The organism is Paenibacillus sp. IITD108 (genome assembly GCF_036541265.1).
GTDB lineage: Bacteria > Bacillota > Bacilli > Paenibacillales > Paenibacillaceae > Pristimantibacillus.
In genome coordinates this window covers 112787-135121 of the sequence record NZ_JAZHCT010000020.1, presented here as the reverse complement: position 1 = coordinate 135121, position 22335 = coordinate 112787, and the positions used below count along the sequence as shown (strand labels likewise).

General features: G+C 39.1%; 17 protein-coding genes. 1 reads left to right on the top strand and 16 read right to left on the bottom strand.

Annotated features, from left to right (window positions below; translation table 11 throughout):
* Positions 1-130: 130 nt before the first annotated feature.
* From V1L65_RS18045 to V1L65_RS18035, 3 genes are all read right to left on the bottom strand, one after another.
* The gene (locus V1L65_RS18045) at positions 131-5227 is read right to left on the bottom strand and encodes a DUF4132 domain-containing protein (protein ID WP_331700610.1); all 5097 of its coding nucleotides are present in this window, start codon (positions 5225-5227) and stop codon (positions 131-133) included.
* 14 nt (positions 5228-5241) lie between these two features.
* On the bottom strand, positions 5242-5661 hold the full coding sequence (locus tag V1L65_RS18040; protein ID WP_331700609.1) for a hypothetical protein: 420 nt from the start codon (positions 5659-5661) through the stop codon (positions 5242-5244).
* Between the two features lie 218 nt (positions 5662-5879).
* Positions 5880-8099, bottom strand: a complete 2220-nt coding sequence (locus tag V1L65_RS18035) for an MMPL family transporter (RefSeq protein ID WP_331700608.1) — start codon at positions 8097-8099, stop codon at positions 5880-5882.
* 176 nt (positions 8100-8275) lie between these two features.
* On the opposite strand from V1L65_RS18035, the gene V1L65_RS18030 reads away from it, so the two are divergent.
* Positions 8276-8890, top strand: a complete 615-nt coding sequence (locus V1L65_RS18030; protein ID WP_331700607.1) for a TetR/AcrR family transcriptional regulator — start codon at positions 8276-8278, stop codon at positions 8888-8890.
* Between the two features lie 64 nt (positions 8891-8954).
* Here V1L65_RS18030 and V1L65_RS18025 read toward each other — a convergent pair whose 3' ends face one another.
* From V1L65_RS18025 to galU, 13 genes are all read right to left on the bottom strand, one after another.
* Positions 8955-9683 carry a hypothetical protein gene (locus V1L65_RS18025; RefSeq protein ID WP_331700606.1) on the bottom strand — a complete coding sequence of 243 codons (729 nt, stop codon included), beginning with the start codon at positions 9681-9683 and terminating at the stop codon, positions 8955-8957.
* A gap of 326 nt (positions 9684-10009) precedes the next feature.
* Positions 10010-10468, bottom strand: a complete 459-nt coding sequence (locus tag V1L65_RS18020; protein ID WP_331700605.1) for a VanZ family protein — start codon at positions 10466-10468, stop codon at positions 10010-10012.
* Between the two features lie 45 nt (positions 10469-10513).
* Complete coding sequence (locus V1L65_RS18015; protein ID WP_331700604.1) at positions 10514-11563, bottom strand: GDP-mannose 4,6-dehydratase; 1050 nt, start codon at positions 11561-11563, stop codon at positions 10514-10516.
* Positions 11517-12890, bottom strand: coding sequence for a UDP-glucose dehydrogenase family protein (locus V1L65_RS18010; protein ID WP_331700603.1), 1374 nt, complete (start codon positions 12888-12890; stop codon positions 11517-11519). The genes V1L65_RS18015 and V1L65_RS18010 overlap by 47 nt, the downstream gene beginning before the upstream one ends.
* 65 nt (positions 12891-12955) lie before the next feature.
* On the bottom strand, positions 12956-14254 hold the full coding sequence (locus V1L65_RS18005; protein WP_331700602.1) for a hypothetical protein: 1299 nt from the start codon (positions 14252-14254) through the stop codon (positions 12956-12958).
* A gap of 328 nt (positions 14255-14582) precedes the next feature.
* Positions 14583-15659 (bottom strand): EpsG family protein, encoded by a 1077-nt coding sequence (locus V1L65_RS18000; protein ID WP_331700601.1) that lies wholly within the window; start codon positions 15657-15659, stop codon positions 14583-14585.
* Between the two features lie 38 nt (positions 15660-15697).
* Entirely contained in the window at positions 15698-16594 is an 897-nt protein-coding gene (locus V1L65_RS17995) for a glycosyltransferase family 2 protein (RefSeq protein ID WP_331700600.1), read from the bottom strand.
* A gap of 130 nt (positions 16595-16724) precedes the next feature.
* Positions 16725-17837: a glycosyltransferase family 1 protein gene (locus V1L65_RS17990; RefSeq protein WP_331700599.1), complete on the bottom strand. Its 1113-nt coding sequence runs from the start codon at positions 17835-17837 to the stop codon at positions 16725-16727.
* A gap of 10 nt (positions 17838-17847) precedes the next feature.
* Positions 17848-18738, bottom strand: coding sequence for an ATP-grasp fold amidoligase family protein (locus V1L65_RS17985; protein ID WP_331700598.1), 891 nt, complete (start codon positions 18736-18738; stop codon positions 17848-17850).
* A gap of 1 nt (position 18739) precedes the next feature.
* Complete coding sequence (locus V1L65_RS17980; RefSeq protein WP_331700597.1) at positions 18740-19870, bottom strand: glycosyltransferase family 4 protein; 1131 nt, start codon at positions 19868-19870, stop codon at positions 18740-18742.
* Positions 19867-20757 carry an NAD-dependent epimerase/dehydratase family protein gene (locus V1L65_RS17975; protein ID WP_331700596.1) on the bottom strand — a complete coding sequence of 297 codons (891 nt, stop codon included), beginning with the start codon at positions 20755-20757 and terminating at the stop codon, positions 19867-19869. The genes V1L65_RS17980 and V1L65_RS17975 overlap by 4 nt, the downstream gene beginning before the upstream one ends.
* Entirely contained in the window at positions 20741-21373 is a 633-nt protein-coding gene (locus V1L65_RS17970) for a sugar transferase (RefSeq protein ID WP_331700595.1), read from the bottom strand. The genes V1L65_RS17975 and V1L65_RS17970 overlap by 17 nt, the downstream gene beginning before the upstream one ends.
* A 28-nt stretch (positions 21374-21401) precedes the next feature.
* Positions 21402-22265, bottom strand: a complete 864-nt coding sequence (gene galU, locus V1L65_RS17965) for a UTP--glucose-1-phosphate uridylyltransferase GalU (RefSeq protein WP_331700594.1) — start codon at positions 22263-22265, stop codon at positions 21402-21404.
* Positions 22266-22335 lie beyond the last annotated feature (70 nt).

Sequence of the window (22335 nt, the reverse complement as noted above, 5' to 3'; positions counted from 1 at the left end):
ATAAAAAAGAACTTGCAGCAATCGCTGCAAGTTCTTTTTATATACGTACACATCGGCTCTGCCATTCAAGGTAAAGGAATCCAGCAGCGTAAAGGAAAACTTGCGTTCTCCAGGATTCATACAACTCGACTTAAAGCTTCGCCAGTATACTCGGATCTTTAATCTTGTTATCCTCAGCCAAGAGCAGCAGCTTGGACATAATTTCCGCGGTGCGCGGATCGCTGTCCACAAACGGCAGGAACAGTCTGCCCCGGCTTTGCGAATGAACAGGCACAATATTCAGCGCTCCAGTTCCTTTCTTATGAACAACACCCGATCCCATATGCACGGAGTACTCGCCAAGCGTGCCTGTAATATGCGCGTGCGAGCCTTCAATCCGCACATTGCCTACATCCAGCAGCATAAGCAGCTCGCGGGCAATGGCGGCTCGCATCTCAACAGTAGAATGGCTAGCCTCCGGATCAACGCCGCCTGCATGCGCAACACTGACGACAAGATCGATATCCCGCATCACTTCGGAAAAAATTATAGCAGGAACTTGATCCAGCCTCACCGGCTTGAAGGTAGCCCGATCAAAAAACTGCACCGTCTCCAGTGTCGGCGGCTCAATGTCTGACGGAGAGAACCAATCAGCCATCGCATACATGCGGGCAATCAGGTTTTCTTTGTAATAAACCTTTTGCAGCCCTTCCTCATAATCTACGGTCCACGTCCGTCCGCGCAGCAGTGCCACGGTTCGCTGCGGCTGCACCTGATGACCCGCGTAACGGCGGGATACCGTACCCGCTGCCGCTTCATCCACATCCATGCGGTAGTATTCACGGAATACCTGCTTAAACGGCTGCTTGATTTGCCGCTCGAACAAGTCCTTTTGGAAGTCGCTCCACAAACCGGATTCATATAGGTCCACTGGGTGAGCGAGGTACAGGACAGCTTCTGCGGCAAGCTCTTTCAACGTGCCATCCGGCTGACGAAGCGAGAATTCGCCACTGGCTTGACGCAAATTTCCGCCATTGGCTTGATGCGAATATCCGCCATTGGCTTGATGCGAATATTCGCCACTGGCTTGATGCAAATATCCAAGCTGACGCTCAGCTGGCAGCACCCACACCAATGACTGGACCAGCGGCGCTACAATTGGATTTCGGGTAATGTTGATCAATTCTTCAAGCGTGAAAACCGTTTGGTGCTCCATCGCCTGCTCCAGGCTTTTCCGCGCCCTGGCGTATTGATCTTTAAGCGACTTTTGCAGCTCTTTGAGCTGAAGCACCTGCTCATGCTTAGTTATCGCAGACGGTATACTCTTCAAAGCTTTTCCTGCTTTTTCTACATGTATAGTTACTTCGCCTTCCTCTTCAATGGCAAGCCAAAGCTCTACACCGTTAATAGTTTGCGGGCTAAAATACTTTTTAATCTCCTCAAATTTATCTGCTTCAAGCGTCCACATCATTCGATTGACATCGCTGTAGCCCAAATTACGCGCCAGGTTTTCCAAAGCGATTGCGCTGGCAACCCCTTCACTCTCACGCCGCTGAGCGCCGAACTGCTTGCTTTCCTTCAGAAACCGCTGAATAAACTCGTAACGCTCCAGTGCATCCTGCTTATCGTTTTCTTTAACCGGAATAAGCGTAAAGCTGAGCAGCTTGTCTTTGTTGCGCGACTTGGCGATTTCCTCCGCCAGCTGCTCCTTATCCAGCCTGCCAAGCGTCGCATCGGCAAAAAGCTGGGCGCGGCGATGGCTGCTGCCGCCGTCCGAAATATACTTGGCACAGATGTACAGCATTTGGAATCGCTCATCCCCAATCTCAGCATATGCGCTTTTAAACCACGCACTGTCAAATGCGCCGTCGTTAAAGCTTTGCGGAGAAATTGGCGAGAAAATCGCTACCTCCGTTTCCTTCTGGGCCGAGAAGGTCGCATTGATATGAGCATGAAAGTACCAGGCTGCACTCTTTAAGCCCGGCCAGCCCAAATATTGCTGTACAATATTTACCCACTGCGGTGCATACATTGCCGCTTCAAGCAAACGCTGCTCCGAAATATCCGTATCCGTGAGCAGCTTGCCAAGCAAAGCAGCATCTTCCGGTTCAGCCGGATAACAGCTTTGCAGCAAGGAGCTGAGTATCTCCTTCTTCGTCTCTCTGCTGCCATAGCTGTAGCCGCGTTGAAACGTCTCTTTGCCCAAGCCGGTTAAAAGGCTCGTAAAATGCCTCATCCCTTCAAACCTGTAAATAAATCTGACCAATGATGAAACCTCAGTCGGCATATCACCGCGCAGCGCTTCGATTTCTACCATCCGGTCCACCGCTTGCTTCGTCAGATCAGCCAAACGGGGACTATAGGTTAATGCGGTCTTGCTCCATTTCGGGTGTGTAAGCAAACGGATCAAATCGTCTGCAAACAAGCCCGTCATCATTTCCTTTAGCATTTGCTGCTCTGTCAACAAACCGAGCTGCAAAGCGCGGGCAAATAAATCAAGCTGAAGCAGCGAGCCGTACTTTTTCTCTGTTAATTGATAGCTGGAATAAGCGGTATAAAACCACTCCGTAAACTGCTCGTCGTTTTCAATCACGGAGTTAGCTTCATTCAGCCAGAAGGTTATGAGCCAGGATTCGAGCGGCGGTTCATGTCTGTCCCTATAATAGTAATCCTCGTTATACGCATAACTGTTCAGGCTGCACTGCTCCACGGTCATTCTGGAACGCAAATGCTTATACGTATCCATGCATAGGCGGAATACCTCCTGCTGATTTTGCTCAGCAAGCAGCAAACGAATCAATTGAACGATAAACTTAAAATAAGGCAGATCCCAGATTCCATCATACATATGCTCGATGACATCACTGTAAATCTCTTTAGACCAAGCTTCTCTATGATTAAATTCTTCCCTGGTTCCGATTGTCGCCGATAATAGCTGCAGCATATCTGATGCTGTCAGCTTCAAATCCCGGGCTGCTTGTCTCCACAGCTCAGGTAGCGGATAATGATCAAGCCTATCTTTGGCGTCATTCCCTTTTTCTTGCCCATTGTACATTTTGCTGAGGCTATAGTATTGATTGCCAAGCAATACTTTTTCAATTCTGCCGTCATAATATTCCGTTTCATATTCGTAATCCTTGTTCCCTTCAAATATGGCTGCAAAATGCGCGGCAATTTGCTTCAAACGCTCGCTATTGATGTACAATACCCCTTCAATCTGCGGCGTAAGCGGAAGCGGCATGGAATCAGCTTTTTGCAGTGCAGGATGATGATATTCATCGGGAATATGGATAGCAGCGTCAGGATCATACAAGCCAAAGCCATTGCTTGCACTGTACTGCGGCTGCACAGTATTCAGCAGCTTATCAATGAGCACCTGCTCCTGCGCCGTGGCGCGGCCAGCGGCATGAAGCTGCTCGACCTTTTGCAGCATTGCAGAATACAAAGCCTGCCGCCCATCGCTGTGCTGCAATTGGTTTACAAGCTCCAGCCCTGCAAGCCGCTGCTGCACGCTGGATGCTGCCAGCAGCTCAGTCAACGCTGCGCTTAGCGGTTCATCATTTTGCTTGATTAACAATTCAATCGCGCCCTGTCTGACCGCACCCGATTTTTGCTTTAACAGCGCAGTAACTCTGTCCTGTTCGGGGGCAGTAAGCTCCAGCTCACCCATTATTTTTAATATAGCCTCACGGTTGCTTGAGCTCTTATCGCCCAATGCTGTCAATAAAAATGCCCGCTGCTTCTCGCTTTGCAGCCTGCGTATATAATAAACAATAAAAGCAAGTCTATTTTGGGTACCCATATGGTCATAGGAATCTATTAAACGATCAATCATACTGGAATTAAAATCATAGGATACAATCGTCAGCAGCCTGCCCATCACTTCATCAGGGTCAAGCTGAATGGCGCCCCATGGAAATACACTTTCATTGAAAACCTTTGTCGAGCCTTTCAGCTGCTGGAACAGCTGCAGCAAAACATCAAACTGCTCCTTCCGCTTATCGAAATCCGGATCAAGAGGCGAAGTCGGCCCGTTCGGCTCCATCTTGCGGCGTTCCCAACTATAGGTGCTTATGCTGCTATATTCATAATGGTAATTTCTAAGCAGCCATGCCAGCAATTCCATATCATCTGCCGCTGCAGGGAGATGCCTTGCCGCTACCTCATGCTGCACCTTGCCCAGATCAGAGTGCGACAAAAAATACAAGGCAGCCAGCTTCTTATATCTGGCGCCGCTTTGCAAAGTACGTTCTATAAGCTCCTTCGTCTCCTCTATTTCTCTGTAAGCCGCTCCCCACAGCATAAAATAATAAACTAAAGCATCACTGCTTTGCTCCGCTTCAGCCGCATAAGAAGGATCTGTTAAAGAGCGAAGCGCAAGCTCCAGACATTTGCGGATGACCGCAGGCTTTTGATCCGAAAACCCAAGGCCTGTCCACGTATCAAGCGCTCGTATTACAGCGCTGAATCTTTCTAATTTATTATCTATAATAAATTTAACCAGATAAATAGCTGCCTCTAGCGTCCCTTCATCCAGGCTTTCAACGATATGCTGGCGCAAGCCCTCCTGCAATCTGGCAGCAAGGAGAAGCTTGCCGAGCATCTGGTAGCATTCTACGCTATGGCTTCGGACAATTCCGCGAATCATATTACGGGATAGAAGCGCCGTCTGATTTTCACCAAATAAAACATCGCTTAATGCTTCAACAACTGCCTTATTGCCATTATCAATTTCCCTTGCAATCAGATAAGACATAATATAGTCATCTGACAACTGTTTATCTGGCGAGGTCAAATATTCAAGCACCGTGAAATCATAAGCTTGGTAAAAATAATAACAAGACACAAGCTCTAATATTCCATCTAAATAATAACTGCAATTTTGCGATCGGTAGCCTTTTCGATAAGAATATTGACCCGAATACGTATACTCCAGCCGTCTGCGCAGCAAATCAAACAAATCCTCCGTACGCGCTGCACCAAATAGAAGGCTGCAAGCCTCGTGCAATGCCCCATCCAATAACGTCTCTGCATCTTTTATTTTCTTTATAGAACAGCCATAAGCCTCATCCAACTGATCAAACAGCTGTTTTGTACGTTCTTCTCGATTATTATAGTCTTTGTTTATGTACAAAAATAAACCGTTAGCCAAATCATAATACTGATGATGACTGGACTTGTGCAGCTGCTTTTCTATCTCATCCAAGCGCTCTTGTTTTATGTCGATCTCCACTCTTTGACCCATCATAATTCCTCCCAGCGTTAATACATCGTTCCTGACAGCAAAGTAAGACGTATAAAAGTAAACACGGCACCTTCTTTCAGCTCAAGCGGTTGATCCAAACGCTCTATTACTTTTTCATCTACAAGCACTTTATATATGCCATCTTCAAAAGCTTGCCATGCATGGGCAACAGCCAGCTCTTCATCAGCCTGCCATTCATCGTAAGCAGCACCGAAGCCGACTTTTCCGGATTGTGCCTGATTCTCCAGCTGCTCATGAGTTAAATAAGGAAAGATCGCTTGATCAATACTACGATCATTATAGCGGCGCACCTGCTCTGTCACAATTTCTTGAATGACCTCCCTTAAGCTGGAGGCATATTCCGATATTGAAGCTTCAACCAACTCCAAAACAGGCCTGCGCTTGCCGGCAGCCTTCACTCTAAAATAAATTTGCATCACGAATCCTCCTGCTCTTACCGGATTACTCTCTTTTTGGATAAATAATGAAATCTATCTTCCAACATCTAGTATATTATTTAATATTAAAATGTTGAAGTCACTCTATCGATTAAATGGCTGCCGCCTGTAACATTTGCATATTTGCAGAAGTTATATTTACGAAAAAATCCCCAGAGATAAACGATACACTCCAGGGATTTTTATTTATTTATTTATTAATGTCCGCGCACACGGGCCTTTTTAGCCGGCCAAAACACACGCTCACCGACCAGCTTCGTAATGGCAGGGACTAAGAACGGTCTTACAATAAACGTATCCAGCAAGACGCCTATCGCAGTAATTAATCCAAACTGCATCAGAACCTGCAGCGGCAAGGAGGCTAATACTGCAAACGTTGCTGCCAATATTAATCCCGCAGAAGTAATAACGCTGCCTGTTTGGCTGACGCCTTCTTTAATCGCTTGGGAAAGCGGCATTTCCCTGCTCTTTTTCCATATGCTCGATACCATAAATATATTATAATCCTCACCAAGTGCGATTAGGAATACGAATGCGTATAGCGGGATCGCCCCTTGAATCGCTTCGACCCCAAGGCCGTAATGCAGAATGATCCACCCAAGTCCTAAAGCCGCCAGGAAAGACAGCAACACGGTAGCAATCAAATAAAGCGTCGCCCACACTGAGCGCAAATAGACAAACAGCAATATCATAATTAGCAAAATAACTAGCGGCATAATGATGGAGCTGTCTCTTTGATTCGTTTTCATATTGTCATATTGCTCGGCGGTTTGCCCGCCAATCCATATTTGATCAGCAGCATTCTCAACTCCATGAGCCAGCAGCACTTCTTCTACCGTCTTCCTTAACTGAGGAACAGCCTCCATCGCTTCCAGCTCGTAAGGATTCGTATGCAGCACAATCGTATAGGCAGCATAATCGGCAGAAGCCTTGCTTTTCTGCGGCTCACTCACAGAACCTGTCTGCGGGAATTTTTCAATCGCCTGCGCAACATCGCTTCTTAGCTTCTCGCGATCAGCCACATTGTTATCTCCAATAACAAGCGTCAAAGGCGCAAGCTCGCCGGGCTCGAATGCTTCCGCTATTTGGCTAAAGCCTTCTCTGGACGGCATATCATCCGGGAAAGAGGATAACAAATCATATTTATATGGAATACCGTACGAGAAAATCGCCAACACACCCAACAGCAAGGTGCTGACAATAACAACCGTCCAAGGCTTCGTAATAACGAGCTTGCCGATCCGGTTGCCAAACTGCTTCTCAGGATCTTTCTTTTTATGCTTTTTACCTGTTTTCGCCTCATGCTCGCGCTCCATTTGCTCCGTTCTTGGAATAAATGGTACAAAAGCTTTGCGGCCTATAATCGCAAGAATTGCCGGAACAAGCGTCAAGCTCGCTATACACATAATGAGAATCGACAAGCTGAATGGAATTGCAAAACGCTGGTACGCGCCGTAATGTGCCGCCAATAAAGCAAGAAGCGCAAGCACAACCGTAAAACCACTCATCGCAATAGCGCCAGACGCACCCGAGAAAGTCTTTTTAATCGCCGTTTTATGCTCCTCCGTATGCAGCAATTCATGTCTGAATCTTGTAATGAAAAATAGGCAGTAATCTGTTCCTGCACCAAACAGCAGCACCGTCATAATAGCTATCGCTTGCGAATCAACGACAATCCAGCCCTTGGAAGCCATCCAGCCAAGAATCGGGCTCGTCACAACATAGGCAAAGCCGACACCAACAAGCGGAATAATTGCAAGAATAGGCGAGCGGTAAATTAATAATAATAGTACGAGTACTAAAATAACTGTAGCCATCAGCAATACAAAATCGGCATTTTTGAATAAATCCGTAGCGTCCACCAATATGCCAGCAGGTCCGCTTATTCTAGCCGTTAACGTATTGTTTTCATTCACGCCGGCTTCAAAAGGATTGCTCTCTGTCCATTGCTTCGTTTTATCCTGAATCGCAAGCAAATTTTCCTTCAGCGTTTCAGTTTGCGTATCCTCTTCAAATAATAAAGGCTGAATAAATACCGTGCCGTCCTCTGACGTCATTTGCTGCAGCGCCTGCACGGGCATCATATGGAGCGGAATGCCATCATGGAGCGCTGTTAGCGGTTGTGCCGCCAACTCTCCTGCCAGCTTCTGAATGACAGTATAATCCGCTTCCGTAAGCCCGCTGTCCCTTTGCCATACAATAAGCGCAGGTATGCCGACTTCGCCAGGAAATTGCTCAGCAATCAGCTTGCTCGCTTCGACAGAAGGAGCATTATCCTTAAGATTAGGTGCGTTGTTGCGCTCATACTCCTTCACATTCGGCAGCGCTATCGTTAATACAACGGCAACGATCAACCACACTGCAACAGTCACCCATTTGCTGCGTGGCCCAGCTGTAGCAGCCGTTAATTTACCCATTCTCTCTTCCTCCGTTTCCCTAACTCCCGATATGGATTACAATATAAACTAACAGATGCATTTAATTATATATACTGTTCGGTTAATTAATCAACTACTTTCTTGACCGATGCTTATTTTTCATATTTGGTTTATTATATGACTAGAGCAAAGAACTATGCTGGAGGATAAATACGATGGCTAATCAACCAAAGAAAAGAAAACCTGGAAGACCTAAACTAGACGACTCCATACACACGATGCAGCTTATATTGCAAACTGCTGCACAACTATTTATGACCCAGGGCTATGAAAAAGTCTCTTTGGATTCCGTAGCTAGCGCATGCCAGCTTACAAAAGCTAGTTTATATTATTACTTCCAAAATAAATCAGAGTTATTTACACAATGCGTCGTAAACGTATTGTCATTTGCCAATGCGCAAACTCAAAAAATATTGAACGGCGAAGGAACCATTCAGCAAAAGCTGAAACTAGCGGCTATCGGGAGAATGCGCAATGCTGAAGTCGAATTTGAAACGATGATGCGGGAAGTAGCCCCCCATTTGTCCGAGGAACAAATCAAGCGTATACGCAGCACCGAGGAAACGATCTACGAATCGATTGCCGCTGCGCTGAGCAAAGCGATTGAGAATGGCGAGATCCGCCCTTGTAATCCCGTCCTTGTCACCCATCTGTACACAAGCATGCTTATGATTCGCAATCGCAAGCATTTTATGGACATTGTACAAACAGTCGAAGAAGCTGCAAATGAATTAGTGGAGCTAATATTTGAGGGGTTAAAGCCGGAGTGATTGGGAAAAGGATAAGAAAAGGCGAGCCCTTGTCGATAACGACAAGGGCTTTTGTTCAACCTTATTATTCTGAACCAGTGATCGCTTGAAGCGCTTTTTCCCTAGCCTTCTCTTTTGCCGAGTCAAATTGCTGCTTCCAATTAGGCATAGAATCTGTCGCAAGCTGAGCATCTTCATATTCAGCAGTTGCTTGATTCAGTAACTGCTGAAAGCTGCTGTCGCATTGACTTTCGGCTTCTACAATTGCAGCCAAATATTTTTCCCCGATAGTAGCAAGGGAGGCATCTTTATCAGCCTGTATCTCTTTTGAAATCTTGGCGGCTAAATTCATACTTGCCGATTGACAGGAGGCTTTCAATTTCTCCATTTCAGCAGTTATTTTCGTATCAATCTCTTTTTTCAACTTTTCTTTTTCATCATCCACTGGTGCCGAAGCCTGTTCCTTGGATGGCTGATCTGGCGACGTCGTTGGAGACACTGTAGCAGAAGGAACAGCAGTCCCATTACTTTGACCGTCAGTTTGCTTATTTCCACCCTGCACTGTTCCAGCGCTTTCTACAGGTAACGCCGAGCTGGGAGGTGTCGCAGAGGGGCTGGGCTTTATTTCATGATCAGTGTTAAAACCCGGTTGCTCGCTCTCTTCTACTTCCGTAGACGTATGTTCTGCTATCTGACCCTTCAAATCAGAAGCCTTTGACAACTTATTGTATAAATTCACACTTCCATAAACAATCAGAGCGACAACGATTAACGAGCCTGCTCCAATCATTATCTTCAAAAACAACTTATTCATTTCTGCTGCGACTCTCCTCATTTGCTGCTATTAATACGAAAGAAGCTGCCGCATTTACGATCTTGCGTCAGCTTTTTCAAGCAATCTTTTATAGTGGTAATCGATTCTACAATATAGTTCAGATCGTTTCCTATAACAAATGCAGCCATCTAATAATAATTCATGGTAAGCCAAGCTTATTCGATGCCAGGAACGTATAGTCAAAAGGCTAATCCACAAGTTAATCCCCTCACATGGCAGATTGAATTAATCGTAGATTACCATATTAAGTACCAATTACACAGAGACTTAAAGACTATTTATACAGCATTCCGAGGCATTCCAGTTCATTTCCGCCTAATCCGCAGCATCTTGTACAGTCCTGCAAATAGCAATATGCCCAAAGCTGCTCCTGCAGAATCAATCAGCACATCTCGCACCTGTCCGCCACGCCCATCTACAAACAGCTGATGCACTTCATCTGATATGGCATAAAGAACGGATATTCCAAACGCGTACAGACTCGCTCGGCGCAATCTGACCCGGAATGCAGTTAACCCGGACATTAAAAAAATCCCTAATATAAAGTATAGAAAGAAATGAGCATTCTTTCTAATCCAGTGGTTCCACTGATTCAAGTCCAGCTGTTGATTAGTTACCTTCTCAATAGCTCTAACAACCTTCTCCGTTATTCCCTGACTCAAGTCGTTAGAATGCGAAGCAGGCTGACTTGATAATAGAAATATAACGATGAGCCAAAATAAAACGATACAAACGAGCAGTAGCCTTTTCAGTCTTTTACTCATTACTCACATCATAACCACGTACATCCATTATTTTTCCTCCACTTACTAAGACAGCTTATAGTAATTGACGTACCAATTGGCAAAATGTTGCAAACCCTCTTCAATAGAGGTTTGAGGTTTAAAGCCAATCGCTGCTTGCAAGAGATCCGTTGATGCATAGGTTGCTGGTACATCGCCTGGTTTGATCGGTTCAAATATTTTATCGAAAATAACTTTTCTGCCTAATGCTTTGCTCAAAGCATTCTCCAGCGTTTCAATAAAGGACATCAGCTTTTCTGGATTGTTATTGCCGATATTATAGACTTTATGCCTAACCTCTCCCTCAGGCGGACACCCCGTTAAACGCATAATGCCTTCGATAATATCATCGATGTATGTAAAATCTCGATAAAGATCGTTTTCTAAATCTCCGTTGTTAAAAATTTTAATCGGCTTATTGGCAAAATAACTATCGGCAAAGCCAAAGTATGCCATATCCGGTCTGCCCATTGGACCATATACCGTGAAAAAACGTAATCCAGTTGATGGGATTTGATAAAGATGGCTATAGGTATGAGCCATTAATTCGTTAGACTTCTTAGTAGAAGCATACAAGGATACGGGATGATCCACATGATCTGTTTCCTCGAATGGAACCTTCTTATTAGCACCATATACCGAACTGGAAGATGCATAAATAAGATGTTCAACAGGATAATGACGACATGCTTCCAGTATATTATAGAAGCCAATAATATTACTTTGAATATAGGCATCTGGATTCTCGATGGAATAACGAACACCCGCTTGTGCTGCCAAATTGATAACTAAATGCGGTTTATACTCCTCGAAAGTTTGAAAAACCGTTTCCTTATCCGCAATATCACCACGAATAAAAGTAAAATTGTCTTGGCCCTTTAGTTTCTCCAAACGAGCATACTTTAGATTAACATCATAATAATCGTTAAGATTATCTAATCCGATAACGTCCATCCCTTGCTTCAATAAGCTCTGAGATAAATAAGAGCCGATAAAACCAGCAGCTCCAGTAACAAGATACGTTTTCTTGCTAAGATTGTACGGACTGTAGCTCAAGCTTTCTCGACTCCTTTCCATTCTCACGAACAGTAGATTTCCTGCCAACAGAATGGTATTCTACGCCAGCCTGCTGCATATCATCTACCTTATAAATATTTCTTCCATCATAAACAAGCGGAGTCTTCATTAATTGTTTATACATTAATGGTGTAACCTCTTTTATTTCTCCCCACTCTGTAAATATGAAGCATACATTTGCATCATCTAAGGCTTGATTAATATTTGATACATAAGAAATAGATCCTGTTCCACTTTTTCCTTCTGGATAAAACTTAGCGAAGTTATCTGCTCCAACTGGATCATATGCTGCAATATGAGCACCTTGCTCCAGTAATAAAGGAATGTTTTCTAAAGAAGCGGCTTCACGCAAATCATCAGTACCTGGCTTAAAGGTCAACCCTAATACAGCTACTTTAAGGCCATTAAATGTAATGAGCCGTTTACTAGCTTTTTTGTAGAGCATCGTCTTTTGCTCAGTATTCACATCAATAGCAGCCTTTACGGTTTTAAGCTCATAGCCATGCTGACGTGCAAGATAGTCCAGCGCTTTCGTATCTTTAGGGAAACAAGAGCCTCCAAAACCAATTCCGGCATTTAGAAACTTACTGCCGATTCGATCATCATAGCTCATTCCTTTAGCAACATCCTCTATATCAGCACCAATCAGCTCACATAGATTTGCTATATCATTCATATAAGAGATTTTCAAAGCCAAAAAATCATTAGAGGCATATTTAATCATCTCTGCCGATCTTCGGCTTACCGAGACAATCGGAATTTGAAATGGTTCATATATTTCTTTCAACAACGATTCTGCCCAGGCGCTTTCCGTACCTATTATAATTCGCTCTGCGTGCAGCGTATTATGTACTGCTGATCCTTGTGCCAAAAACTCTGGATTCGAAGCTACTTCAACCTTTACATCATGAATTAAAAAATCTTGAATAAACTGCTCTACCTTATCATTCGTACCAATCGGAACCGTTGATTTTACAACAACAAGACAATCCTTCTCAATCGTCTCTGCTATTTGTCTTGCGACAGTAGCAATATACGAAAGATTAGCCGAACCATCTGGCTGCTCCGGAGTCCCTACACCTATAAATATTGCTTCTGCATCCTTATATGCAGATTCATAGTCTGTTGTGTAATCAATTCGTCCAGCGGCATAATTCTTCTGCATTAACTCTTCCAAGCCTGCTTCATAGATAGGAGAAACACCTGACTTCATGATATTGACTTTACTCTCATCAATATCGACACAAGTAACTTGATGCCCCATCTCAGCAAAGCATACACCTGCTACTAGACCGACATAGCCTGTTCCGGCTACTGCTATTTTCATTGGTGCACCTCATATCTAAATTTTTCTTATATATTACCTCTCTATTTAATTGTAAACATTATTATTCATAATGTTCGTCCAAAAAGTATAAAAAAACCGATAGTCAACCAACTCAATATTATTAATAGCGAAAATACCAATATAATTCCACTTCTATTCAAAGACTTAAATTCAAAACAAACTGTCTGTATCATCACACTTAACATCCAACCAAATATAACTGAATAAGTGTATAGTATATATTTGGATAGAACTAATGCAAATATAAGAAATGAAACATTTACTGCTAAAGTCACTAACATTAAGTACTTATAATTTCCATTCGCTTGTAAAAACTCAAAACTTAAATTTCCTTGTGCTATTAACAAGATAGATATCAACAGAAACAAGAATAAGAAGAAGTGCTCATTAGCTGTTAAAGTACCTTCTAATAATAACTTATTTAGCAAAGGGAATAATAAAATTACAAGTATAAAAATCAGAGAATAAAATAACCAACTCAAAAATATAAACCTTCTATACTTATTAGCATTTATCTTGTTACTGGTAAAATAGGGGAATACAACCAATCCCAAACCATTGGAAAAGAACCAGATTTTAGATAGTAAGTCATATGTGCTTCTAAATACCCCTAATCCCTCTACTCCAAAAAATCTTGAAACTATTAATGATAACATACCATTTAGATTTATTTGCAATGCTTGAGTACCAGACAGGTATAAAGATTCCTTATAATATCCTATAACTTTTTTAAGATTAGCTTTGGTTATTTGATTAATTTTGAATATACTTATCTTCTCACCCAATATTTTTTTTGATAAATTAACGTCAAATATTCTTCTAATTGCTAGTAAGGATATTACAATAAATATATTTTGTATGAATAAAGCACCAATTATTAATAAACCGTATCTAATTAGTCCAGATAAAAAATTAAAAAAACTTAATCGTTCAAAATTTTTTTTAGCCACAGCATATGAAGAGTATATTTTTGTAGGTAGGTAAAAAACATATTCTATCGAAACCACTAAACTTATTAGTATCGCATATATCCATCCCACACCAAATAAATAATTGACGAAAACTGTTACAATTGGTGAACATACAACTATTATTGAAATTGTAAAAAAATAAAAGCAACTGATAATATCGTCAACTTCTTCATTTTTTCGGGAAATTAATTTTGTGAAATGTTTAATTATTCCCAACTCGAACAAAGTAAAGTATGATAATACAGTTAAATAAATACCGTAATAACCATACCCTTCTATACCTATGCTCTTTAATAAGATTGGAACAGTAATAACTCCCAATACTCCTAAAATTACATTGGTGCTATAAACCGACATTAATTTTCTTATCATTATAATCCTCACACAATTCCCTAAACTATTCATAATGCATATTCTAAGATATGCATGCTAGTCTTCATAAAAGCTAAACCTAATGATGAAAACCAATAAATTAGTTCTTTTCTTTTTTAGATTATTGTTTTTTGTAAATTGTAACAACGTAAAATTCATCAATTTTTCGCTAAATTGCATAATGGTAACTGTGATTCTATATTTAGTGGCGAATATAATTAGCTAACCTGTATGCTTTGCAGCATTTTTTGCAAGTCTAATGCCTGTAAAATCCCTATTTAAATCGTTCAATTAATCTATCAACATATTTTTAGTACCTAATAATAATTTATCTCAACAATATATTTTCATATAGCGCATTCCAATTTTGCTGCAAACCAAATATAATAAAAGCTATTGTAAATATTGCATACAACAAAATTCTTATACTCCCATTAAAATGATTTAATACTCTTGGTAACATATATATAAGACTAAAAATAAATAACTCATTAAATCTATATAAGTAAACATATGCAATTGATATAATATTGATTAGTATTAACACTACAATCATATTAATAAAAATATAATCCAGCTCAACTTTATCTTTTATTTTTTTAAATTTCAAAATAATAAATAAATAAATACATACAAAAATAATTGTTCTCCATATATTTACTCCATAAGAGTTAACAGAGTTTATTTGATATAAATAGTAAGCATATGGTGTTTTTGGTAATAAAAAATTGGCAATATTCTGGAAATTAAAAAGAAAAAATAACGAAAGTAAGACCCATACTATAATTCCTTTGCTGAAACTTCGTTTATTTAAAACAAAAAATAAAGGAACCATAATCCAAGCACTGAAATGTATACCTGCTGCCAAAAAGATTACAAATAAATATTTCAAAAATTTTCTTTCAATTAAATAATCAATAGATTTTAATATTATTGCACCAGCTAACACACTGGTTGTACCATTCATTTGGAATGTAAACAATCCAACTGTAATGTAAAGAAATACCCCAAACCAAAATGGCTGCACATACTTATTAATTGCCTTAATAAACACATAATTCGTTATTAAAGCATAGATAAATACCCACACTTGAGAATGTTTGAAAAGATTTGCTAAAGACCAATCTAAAAGGTATCTAGCCCACTCGTAAGATGTGATGTTAGCTAAAGAAAAAGTACTACCTATTAATAAGTTAAAAGCATTACGATAATTTAACTCATCACTTTGACGAAAATGATCCAAGGATATTGAGGCCGTATCTCTCAATCCAATAATAATTACAAATACTATTAGTACATAATATATTAGAATGTTATTACCACTTTTTTGTGTATTAATTTTCATGTTTGATTTAATCAGATTTTCTTGTAAAATTAAATTAGGTATGACTAAAATTAATGCCATAAGATAAGCTATTATCATACGATCCCCTTCATGAAAGTCTAATGACTTCTTAAATATTTAACTCTCCAATATCTGTATAAAAGAACACCAAACGGAAAGTTAATAATGAAATAAACTTTCATTGGACACTCAAAAAACAATTCCTTTAATTTCACTCTAGCCAATTTTCCATAACAAATATATAGCCACATTTTTTTTGTCTTAATTCTCCAGTTAAATTCTTTTGATAAGGCGATTTTAGCGGAGTACATTCCACCTAGTGGGTTTCTTAATCTTAACATTCTTCCTGATTTTGTAAGACCTTCTTCTTGATATTCAAAAATGTATATCACTTTATTAATAAAGAGCATTTCCTTCTCTTTAGCTATAGTACACCAAATAGCTCCTTCTCCAATGTATTTTTCATCTTTAAATACGGGAAATGGATATTTTTTTAAAATTGATGTTACCCATACATCCGCTTTTTCACCCCTATCATCACCATTTATTCGAACATCTATAAAGTTTCCAACAAACCTTTGCTTAGGATATTCCTTGCCACTAACTGTTCCTTCTTTATCTCTTTTTAAAAAGCTAATGCCACATAAATTTTTCGATCGAACTGGGAGCCATTCATCGTATATTGATTGGATTGCATCGTTTGTAAGAATATCATCACTATCAACAATAATCGTTAGTTCAGTATTTATATGTTTTATACCTTCATTATGAGCTGTATGTTTTCCACCATTTTCTTTATATATATAAGCTATGGGAAATGTCTTATTTACAAAATTCGAAATCACTTCTTTTGTATTATCATTACTTCCGTCGTCTACGATAAGCCACTTAAACCTCAAATTTGTTTGTACTAATAAACTATTATACAAATTTATGATTTCTTTTGCTCTATTGTATGTTGGTGTTAAAACAGTAATTAATATTTCTTTACTCAAAATTTCCCCACCAATTCTCATTCTAAATTTATAAATATATCTCACTTTATACTATGTTCTTAATTTGTCTACGGAGATACTTGTAAATTCTTTTATATCACACTCATACAATGAATATTGATAATCCAATTCAAGTTAAGTCGGAATTTCCATGAACGGTATTGTAAAATTCTTCAAGCCTTCTTACTTCATCCCCCAAATCAAATCCAGATTCTTTTATCCTGGTATATGTATTTATTCTCACTTTATTTGTTTGCCTTAATACTTCATTAGCCCACTCTTCAGGATTTGAATCTAACGACAGTTCCGATAACAAATCAGTAATAAAAGCCTCTTTAGGGATTGTGTTTGCAACTACACAAGGAAGACCTGCTGCTTGTGCTTCGATTAAAACAATTCCTAATCCTTCATACAATGATGGAAACAGAAAAACATCCATTGCTTGATATATATCTGGTAAGTCTGAACGAACGCCTGTCAATATTACATTTTCTGTTAAGTTAAGTTCCCTAACCTTGTCTTCAATCTTATTGCGAAGAATTCCATCGCCGACCAATAATAGAATTGCATTATTATTTTTCCTATGGACTTCTTTGAATATCTCTAATAGAAACATATGATTTTTTTGAGAATCAAATCTTCCCACATGACCTACTACAAACTTTCCTGATATACCTAATTTTTGTTTTATTTCTTTTGATTTTTTATCATTAAATATAAATTTAAACGTATCGATTGAATTATTAAACACTTTAAAGTCCTTATTCCTACCAAATAACCATCTTCCAGCTATTTCAGAACAAGCAAAGTTGTGTGTTGAATATTTAGTCAGTTTACTTTTGGTATAGATTCTAAAAGGAGTTTTCAAATCATAAGGAACATTTGCTATATGACTATGTGCAATTCTGACAGGAATCCCTGCATTCATAGCTGCTCTAAGTGGATACATACTAAAGGTATTAATATGTGAATGTACTATTTTATAATCCCTATGATTCTTAAAAAAATTGTCTAAAGAATTCAAATAATAGCCATGTTTAAGTGGATTAATGGCAGGTACATTATAAATCTTGCCCCCCAGTTCCAATATCTCGTCATCATAAAACCCTTTATCGTGCCTATGTGTTAAAAAATCAAACTGCACCTTTTTTCTATCAATATTTCTGTAAATATTCATCAACAGTGTTTCGATACCAGCAGCATCCATTTTTGTAACAACGTTGAGCACCCTAATTGTTTTCACTTGAAATCCCTCATAATTCTGGCAGTACAAAGCATTTGCCTAATATAAAATCAAACTCATCCGGTGAAAATTTTACATACCCTGCCCATGGATAAAATGTTAATTCACCGAAATATACTCGACTATTAATCCAATATAAGTCTACTCGCACAAACGGGAAATCTTGAGCTAGTAGGTTTGCAACTTTCAACATTTCATCAAGACCATCTGGCCTTGGTATAATATCTCCAATATTAGCATGATCCGTACTAACATCCAAATAACTCCAGTTTGCCTTGTAAATATTTCTTTTATGATTTTTATACCTATCTACATCAAAAACAATATATTTGACTTTTCCATTAAAGCACATAAATTTGTAATCATTAATTCCATCATATAAATTACTATTATCTTCAAAGTATTCCTCTACAATAATTCTTGGCTTTATTTCTTTGTATGCCCATTCCCTTCCTGCATTAAAAAAATCCCGACTTAACCATTCATTTAGATTTTTCCTTATTAAATCAGTATCGATACTCCTTTTATCCTTACATATAACGTTTGTTCCGCTTCCGTTGGTAGTCTTTATTACAAACTTATTCGGTAAATCTTCAAATGTAATTTCATTTGAACTGTTATATACACCATATAATTTATTGAGAATATGTTCCAACCCTTTGTCTTTAATATACTGCCTAACTTCATATTTATCAGCACACTGTGTCATTATTGGGTTCCGATAATATAATTTATACCACTGAAGTTTTTCAGTATACCTTTTCGGATTATTCAAATAAAGTTTTCTACCCAGTTTGATTCTATATTGCAATTTAAGCATTAGACTATCTGGAATAAAACTTAAAAATTTTAGAATTTTAAACCTTATTTTCTGACTCTTGATAATGCCCTTATAGTCCAATTCAAGTGTTCCTCATTTCTGAAATTAGTGTCTTTGTCCTTTCTTTATTACATACTATCTCTTTCATATAAGCTTCAACAACAATCTGTCTATCAAACTCTTTTTCTACTTTCATTCTTCCTGCCAATCCCATTTCTCTCTTATGTTCATTGGTCGAATTAAGGAATAGTTCGATCTTTTCTATTAAATCCATACTATTTCTTTGTTCTACAATAAAACCAGTTACACCATCATCGACAATTTCCCTACATCCACTTCTATTAGTAGTAATAACAGGCCTACCACTAGCTGCGCTTTCCAGAAGAACATTTGACATACCCTCAGGATAATAAGTTGGATGAATGGTACAATGTGTTTTTTCCAAAAAAGGTCTTATATCCTTCTGCATTCCGTGGTATTCAATAATTCCTCTCTCTTCAAGACTTTCTAACTTTTCTTCATATGCCTCTTCACAGAAACCTAATATATGAAACCTTGTGAAAGAATACTTTTCTCTTATATACTCAGCAGCCTCTAAATACTGATCAATACCTTTTTCCTTCATGATTCTTGATATAAAAATGAACTCTACGGTATTATCTTGCGGGTATTCTAGTTCATTAAAATGACGAAGGTTAACCCCTGAACCGGGAATTAATCTGTGTCTCCCCAATGCGATTTTCTTTTTACTAAAAAACTCTTGGTTTTCACTATTCTGAAAAAACACACAATTAATCTTTTTGAAGGCTATTTTATAGAGAGCTACACTTATTTTTTGCATAAGTCCTTTCTTCTCAACTGCTGTACCAAGACCAGTTATATTGGCTATGTATGGAATGCGAAGAAATCTGCTTGCCATACCCCCGTATATATTGGGTTTAATTGTATACGATAGCACTACATCAGGCTTGATTTGTCTCATTATTTTAAAATAATAAAGTAGTAATTTAAGTTCTTCTACTGCATTAGTTCCATGCCTTTCAATTGAAGCCTCAATATACTTGCAACCCATTTCCCTCAATTCGTCTATTCGTTCTCCGTACGGACAAGAAATGTATACCTCCTTGCCTTCTTCCAAGAGACGCTCAACGAGTTCTTTTCTAAAGTTGTAAATAACTACTTCATGGTTAACTAATATCAGAACTTTTTTCATGTTTCGCCTCTCACTGTTTGCTTTACTGAGTCATAAAGACTAGTAACACAATACTCTTCCTTGTAAACTGACATGTTTTGATCGTATATGAACGTACCAAATACCTTATTAACTACATTAATTTTTCTGCTAATTAATTTTATTGCAACATTAAATAACTTTGTCCGAACAACTTTCTTTCCATGAATTTGACGTATGGTATAAACTAGCTCAGTAATGTTGACATACTCTTTATTTTGAGGATGAAAAACTCCCTGATCCTCGTTATTAATTATTAAGCGAACAAACTCACACAAACTATTTATATATAACATACTTCGTTTGTTTTTTATATTTGGAAAAAAGGGTGACACCTTTGCTATCTTAGTCAATCTTGAAAAATTCCCTTTTGATCCCTCCCCGTAAATCATTGGAGGACGTATTATCGCGATTTTAAATTTTTCGTCTTGTAAAGCTGCGATCCCCTGTTCAGCCTGAAGTTTACTAGCACCATAAAAACTGCTTGGATTTGGTTTGCTGCTGTTATTAACTACCATATAAGGATTATTAATATTACTTTCTCCAAATACAATCATACTACTTAAAAAAATAAATTGACTTACTCCATCATTCTTCGATTTCTCAGCCAATTGAATTGTTAAATCACGATTCACTTGATAATACAGTTCTTCATTTCCAGAACTTGCATCAACATGTGCAATCCCTGCCACATGTAAGATAACATCATAGTTCGAAAATGATGATTGTTTCCAATCATCATTACGGCATGAAATAAAATCCAAACTGTATCGCTCATCATTAGAAACCCATGATGCGAAGGAGTTTCCAACATAGCTGTTTTTTGCTGTAATCAATACTTTTTTAACTGACTTATTTTCTATGCTCATTCTGTTGCAAACTCCTTGACTTAGTACTTAATGTTACACCACCTTCAACGACCCCGTCACTCTTTAGCACCCTCACGAATGTGCCGAAAAAGCACTTTACATCCATACGCGCACCGAGCTTCTCAACATACTCCCCATCCAACTTTGCCTTTACCCCAATAGGTAATTCGTCTCGACCGTTAATTTGCGCCCAACCTGTTAATCCAGGCAGTATATCATTAGCTCCATATTTGTCGCGCTCAGCAATCAGATCATATTGATTCCAAAGCGCGGGGCGCGGACCGATGATGCTCATATGTCCAACTATTATATTGAAGATTTGCGGCAGTTCGTCCAGAGATGTTTTTCTTAAAAATTTCCCTACTTTTGTTATGTACTGTGATGGATCTTGCAATAAGTGCGTGGGTGTTTCTTTGGGCGCATCGGTTCTCATTGTTCTGAATTTAATGATGTTAAAAAGGTTTTTATGAATACCCACTCTTTTTTGCAAAAAAAATATTGGACCTTTAGATTCTATTTTGACCGCCAGTATGATAATAAGAAAAATTGGAGCCAGCATGATTAGACTCAGTGTTGATAGCAAAATGTCCATTATTCTTTTTATAGTTACATACATAATAACCCTCGCCTTCCCTCAACCTTACCTATTTCATCAATCCCCGCAAATACTCCAGCAAATCCTCTTTCAGTTCCTCGCGCTGTAATGCAAACTCCAAGGTCGTTTTTATGAACCCTAACTTCTCTCCAACGTCATATCTAGTACCCTCAAAATCATATGCATAGATTGCTTCACTCCGATTCAGCTCTGCTATAGCATCCGTTAATTGAATCTCGCCGCCTGCACCAGGCTCTTGATTGCCCAGAATGTCAAATATCTTCGGGCTTAGAATATATCGTCCCATAATGGCTATGTTCGAAGGGGCTTCTTCTTTCTTTGGCTTTTCCACTAAGTTACTTACGCTATAAAAGCGCTCATGAATCTCTTTGCCATCTACAATACCGTATCTGGAAACTTCATCATACGGTACACTTTGAACACCAATAATTGACGATCGATATCGATCGTATTGATCGATCATTTGTTTTAAACAAGGTTTTTCTGCCTGAACAATATCGTCACCAAGTAACACTGCAAAAGGTTCATTCCCAATAAATTTCCGAGCGCACCAGACAGCATGTCCCAAACCTTTAGCTTCCTTCTGCCGAATATAATGGATATCTACCATTTTGGAGGATTTCTGAACCTCATTTAACAGTTCAAGTTTTCCTTTTTCCAACAGGTTTTGTTCCAGCTCGAATGAGTTGTCAAAGTGGTCTTCGATCGCTCTCTTCCCTTTGCCCGTTACGATAATAATGTCCTCAATCCCTGATTCAATTGCTTCTTCCACTATGTATTGGATTGTAGGTTTATCTACGATTGGAAGCATCTCTTTAGGCATAGCTTTCGTCGCGGGTAAAAAACGAGTACCTAAACCTGCTGCTGGAATTATCGCTTTGCGTACTTTCAAACTTTACATCCCCTTAATTAACAGTAAGCACTACTTAATCAGTAGTGCCTAGTATTACTAGTATTTTTCT